Below are 5,133 nucleotides of genomic sequence, written 5' to 3'. Positions count from 1 at the left end.
CGGGCAGCGCCGCGGGGACGACGAGCGGCACCGCTCCGTCGGCGCGCCGCTGCTCGAGCGCGAGGTCGCGCAGCCACGACGCGAGGAATCCGTCGCAGTCGTACAGGAAGCTCGCGGTGGGGGCGAAGACCTGGATGTCGCCGGTCCAGCCGAGGCGCTCGTCGCGCTGCGGGCAGTCGGTGGGGATCGAGAGGAAGTTGCCGCGCATGCCCCAGCGCACGTTCTCATGCAGGCGGTCGAGAAGCGGGTGGGAGGACTCGAACCATCCGGTGCGCCGCATGTCGGTGTGCAGCACGACCGCCTCGACGGCATCCGGCGACACCTCGACGCCCGTGATCTCCGCGTAGCGGAAACCGTAGAACGAGAACCGCGACTCGAGCACGTCGTCGCCGCCCGAGAGGTCGAAGGTCGCCGTGGCGGCGGCGTTGCGGAGCGGGCGCAGGGCGAGCTCGCCGTTCTCGAGGACCTCGGCGTGGCGGACGACGAGGCGGGCTCCCTCGTCGCCCTGTGCGCGGATGCGCAGCCTGCCGACGAGGTTCTGGCCGAAGTCGAGGATCCGTCCACCGGACGGCGTCTCGATCACCGACGCCACGGGCAGAGTGTCGGTGCGTCGGACCGGTGGTGCGATGCGGGCCTCGGGCACGGGCACGTCCTCGTAGCCCGGGAGCGCGGCGGCGCCGATGCGCACCGGTGCCCACGACGACGGGCTGCGGCGCAGGTCCTGGTGCTCACCCGGGTAGATGCCGCTGTCGACGACGGGCCCGTCTCCGGCGGCCTGCCATCCCTCACCGGTCGCGGCGACGGTCTCGATCGTGCCGTCGGCGTACGTGAGGCGGATCTGGGCGAGGAACGACGGCTGTGTGCCGTAGAGCCGCGCCGCGAAGGCGAAGAAGCCGTATCGCTCGGTGTACCAGGCCCCGGCGATGGTCGCACGCAGCTCGTTGGCCCCGTCGTGCAGGAGCGCGGTGATGTCGATCGTCTCGTGCACGAGACGATCCCGGTAGGCGGTCCAGCCGGGGGCGAGCACGTCGTCCGCGACGGCGGCGCCGCTGACCTCGGGCTCGGCGACGCCGAGTGCGGTCCAGAACAGCAGCGCCCGCTCGACCGGACGCTCGAGCGTGAACGACGTCCGCACCTCGGCCGGCTGGGCCTCGCGGTCGGGGTCGGCGAGTCCCACCGGCTGCGCGACCCACTCGCTCTCGGCGAGGAATCCCGAGGCGACGACGAGCGGTCGGCTCCACGGCGTGCTCGACCCGCCGACGGAGTGCGCGCGCACGCGGACGGAGCGGACCTCGCCGGCCGTCATCGGCGCGAAGGGCCAGTCGACGAGCACGCTCTCGCCGCCGTCGAGCGCGACGGTCTCGAGTCCGTCGGCGATCTCGACGGACGACTGCAGCCAGCCGTCGTCGGGCGACACGACGGTCCAGCTCAGGCGCGGGGTCGGGGTGGCGACGAACGGGGGGTCGTCGCGCAGCTCGGCCCTGACCGTCGCGATCTGCGCGGTGCCGCTCACTCGTCGTCGCCTTCGGCGGTCCACCGCAGCACCGCCACGTCGCCGGAGCGGGCGTAGACGCCGATCACCCGTCCCGTGAACGACTCGGTGGTCTCGGAGGAGAGGAAGCGGCCGTCGACCGTGGCCAGCTCCCGGCGCTCGCCCTCCGTCGTCACGGCGAGGTGGAACACGTCGGAGGTCTTCGGCAAGGCACCGCCGGCGGCGGGTCGGCGCGACTCGATGTGGAGGTCGAGCACCTCGGACGTCAGCGGGATGCTCCACTCCTGCACGAGGTCGGCGACGACGGCCCGGGCGATCACGACGCCCGCTCCGGCCTCGATCTCGACGTGGAAGCGCTCGTCGTAGCGCACCGCGAGACCGCCGACGCCGGCATGCACGTCGACCGTCACGGTGACGGCGTTCGTGAGGTGCTCCTGACGGCGGCCGAGGAAGACGGGGTGCGGATCGTCGAGCGTGCGTCCCGCTCCGTGCAGCACCAGGGCATCGGGGCGCGCGTCGAGGTCGGCGATCGACGCCGGAGTGGTCCGCACCGCGATCCACTCGCCGTCGAGCGTGCGCTGCGCGGAGAAGTCGACGTCGACGCGGGTGCCGGGTCGCGGGTTCAGCGGCACCGGGTCGATGGCCGGCCAGCCGTCGTCCCGCCAGTGCACGGTCGTCACGAAGGTCTCGCGACCGAGCGCCGAGAATGCGCGGGTCATGCTGCGCGGGCGCACGCCGAGCAGCACGCACAGCCAGTCGCCGTCCGGCCCGATGACGAGGTCGCCGTGGCCGGTGTTCTGCACGGGGCGGATCGTGGACCGCGCGGACACCAGGGGGTTCTGCGGCGCGGTCTCGAAGGGGCCCTCCGGCGAGTCGCCGCGCGCGATCGAGATGCCGTGGCCGCGCTCGGTGCCACCCTCGGCGATCATGAGGTACCAGCGTCCGTCGACCGCGTACAGGTGCGGCGCCTCGGGGAACTGGCCCCCGGTGCCCGACCAGACCGAGCGGGGCTCCTCGAGGGCCACGTGCCGATCGAGGTCGACCCTGACCTGCTGGATGCCGAGGTGCTGGCCCACCCCCTCGCCGCTCAGGAGGAGTCCCGAGTAGGTGATGTACACCGTGCCGTCGTCGCCCCAGGCGATGTCGGGGTCGATCCCGTCGAGCGAGCGCGACCCGTCGTGCGTGCGGATCAGCTCGCCGTCGCTCCAGGGGCCGGCGGCGTCGACCGCGGTGAAGTGGAGCATCCCGCGCCCCATCGCATCCGTGATGACCAGGTGGAACACCCCGTCGCGGTGTCGGATCGTCGGAGCCCACGCGCCCCCCGCGGTGGGGACGTCGGCGACCGCGAGCTGATCGTCGCGCGTGGCCACGTGCCCGATGAGCTCCCAGTTCTCGAAGTCGCGTGAGCGGTGGATCGGGATGCCGGGCAGGTACTCGAACGTCGAGGTGGCGAGGTACCACTCGTCGCCCACGCGCACGACCGACGGGTCGGGGTGGAAGCCGTTGAGGAGCGGGTTGTACAGCGTCGTCATGAGGATGCTTTCCGAGTCGTGGGGCCGTCAAAGGGAGAGGAGTCGACCGAGGTCGCGTGCGAGGGGCACCGCGCGGGGGTCCGCGCCGCCGGGCCAGGGCCCGCGGGCGATGGTCCACGCGAACGCGATGCCGGTGTCGGGGTCGACGCAGGCGAGAGCGCCCATCGCACCGCCGTGTCCGAAGGCGCGCGGGCCGCCGAAGGCCAGCTGCTGCGAGGGCTTCTGGAAGACCACCGCGTGGGCGCGGTCGCTCTGGTGCAGCACCTCGTCGTAGCCGCGGATCTGCTGCTGGCCGATCTGGGCGACCGTGTCGGCGGAGAGGAGCGGCGGTCGGCCGTCGACTCCGGTGACGCCGACCGCCAGCAGTCGGGCGATGCCGATACGCGGCGACCTGGAAGGACAGATCGGGATCGTCGGCGAGGGCGTCGTCGAGGCGGGCGACGAGCACCGCGAGGCGCTCGTCCGCCCGACGCTGCAGCGCGCCGGTGAGGCGCGTGAGATCGGTCATCGCTGATCCCAGTCGACCCGCAGCGGCAGATCCGTCGCCGAGCATCCGACGTGCAGCGTGAAGCGGCCAGGCTCCACGACCCAGCCGTCGGCCCAGTGCGCGAGTCGTCGCGGAGCGACGGGCACGACCGCCGTCACGGTCTCACCCGGCTCGGCGTGCACCACCGCGAAGCCGACCAGCCACAGGAGCGGCCGTTCGACCGAGGAGTCTGTGCGCTCCGCGTAGACCTGCACCACCTGCTTGCCGCGGCGCGAACCGGTGTTCGCGAGGGTCACCTCGACGGTGTCCTCATGCCGCTGCGCGGTGCCCCACGACCACGTGGTGTACCCGAGCCCGTGACCGAAGGCGTACGCCGGGGGCGTCTCCCGCTTCAGCCAGGCGCGGTAGCCGATGTGCAGTCCCTCGCCGTACACGAGGCGACCGTCGGTCGGGGTCACATCGGTCACCGGCACGTCGTCGAGCGAGGCGGGCCACGTGGTGGGCAGGCGCCCTCCCGGCTCGGCGGCACCGGTCACGACATCGGCGATCGCGTGTCCGAACTCCTGTCCGCCGAAGTACCCCTGCACGATCGCCGAGACCTCGCCCGCCCACGGCAGCACCACGGGGGAGCCGGCGTTGACGATCACGACGGTCGGGGTGCCGGTGGCGGCGACCGCGCGCACCAGGACGTCCTGGCGTCCGGGCAGGTCGAGGTCGACGCGGTCGTAGCCCTCGGACTCGACCTTCGCGTTCGTGCCCACGACGACGATCGCGACCTCGGAGTCCCTCGCGGCCTCGACCGCACGGGCGATCAGGGCATCGGGGTCGGTGCGCTCGGGAGCGATGCCCAGCGTGATGCTCAGCGCCCCGTCGAGCGCGCCCTGCGATGCCCGCGTGATCTCGACGCGGATGTCGATGGCGCGGCCCGACTCGACGGAGACCGCGGTGGTGAGAGACGGAGGATTGAGGAACGCCGCACCGAGGTCGGTGCCCTCGAGGACGGGGGCGTCGTCGAGCACGAGGTCGCCGTCGACGAAGACGCGACCCGGGTTCGCCCCGGCGAAGCCCAGCTCGATGCTGCCCGTCTCCGACGGCGTGTACCGGGTGAAGAGCACCACGGTGCGACTCGCCCCGATCGGCGCATCTCCGCCGAACCAGACGAGAGCGGTGGCGCGACGGTCCTCGGCGAACAGCTCGTGCCCCGCCTCGTCGAGGAAGCTCACGCGCAGTCCGGGGTCGCCGGTCACGGGGTTGACGATCGATGACAGGGGGATCTCGGCCACGCCCTCCTGCACCACGGCGCCGATCTCGTAGCGCACGTCGGCGTGGGCGAACGCCGCCCGCAGCGCATCCCACGGAGACACGACCTTCTCGGGCAGCACCGTGGCGGACCCGCCGCCCTGCGTCCGCGCCTCGGTGGCGTTGTGGCCGATGACCGCGACGCGGGTCAGGGTGCCGGAGTCCAGCGGCAGCACCCCGTCGTTCTGCAGCAGCACGGACCCCTCGATCGCCGCCTCCCTCGCGAAGGCGGGGCCGTCGATCGGGGCAGGGACGAGCGCGGCGGTGCCGTCGAGGGCCCCCCCCCGCTCGGCCAGGAGGAGGATGGGTGCCCTCGACGGCAC

General features: G+C 72.9%; 5 protein-coding genes. 1 reads left to right on the top strand and 4 read right to left on the bottom strand.

Translation table 11 applies throughout. The annotated features are described in order from the left end of the window. The 3 genes from RTM68_RS16750 to RTM68_RS16740 all read right to left on the bottom strand — a co-directional run. A partial coding sequence (locus RTM68_RS16750; RefSeq protein ID WP_312173109.1) for a family 78 glycoside hydrolase catalytic domain occupies positions 1-1,513 on the bottom strand: 1,513 nt, incomplete at its 3' end. Then, positions 1,510-3,024 (bottom strand): family 43 glycosylhydrolase, encoded by a 1,515-nt coding sequence (locus RTM68_RS16745; RefSeq protein WP_312173106.1) that lies wholly within the window; start codon positions 3,022-3,024, stop codon positions 1,510-1,512. The genes RTM68_RS16750 and RTM68_RS16745, both read right to left, overlap by 4 nt. Positions 3,025-3,051: 27 nt before the next feature. Beyond that, positions 3,052-3,288: a hypothetical protein gene (locus RTM68_RS16740; protein ID WP_312173104.1), complete on the bottom strand. Its 237-nt coding sequence runs from the start codon at positions 3,286-3,288 to the stop codon at positions 3,052-3,054. A gap of 109 nt (positions 3,289-3,397) precedes the next feature. On the opposite strand from RTM68_RS16740, the gene RTM68_RS16735 reads away from it, so the two are divergent. Continuing rightward, on the top strand, positions 3,398-3,538 hold the full coding sequence (locus tag RTM68_RS16735) for a hypothetical protein (RefSeq protein WP_312173101.1): 141 nt from the start codon (positions 3,398-3,400) through the stop codon (positions 3,536-3,538). Here RTM68_RS16735 and RTM68_RS16730 read toward each other — a convergent pair. Then, positions 3,529-5,133: glycoside hydrolase family 3 C-terminal domain-containing protein (locus tag RTM68_RS16730; protein ID WP_312173098.1), on the bottom strand; the 1,605-nt coding region annotated here is incomplete at its 5' end. The genes RTM68_RS16735 and RTM68_RS16730 overlap by 10 nt on opposite strands.

The sequence above is a fragment of the Microbacterium sp. genome (assembly GCF_031988965.1).
Classification (GTDB): Bacteria; Actinomycetota; Actinomycetes; order Actinomycetales; family Microbacteriaceae; genus Microbacterium.
The sequence above is the reverse complement of the archived record's forward strand: the minus strand, read 5'-3'. Positions and strand labels throughout refer to the sequence as shown.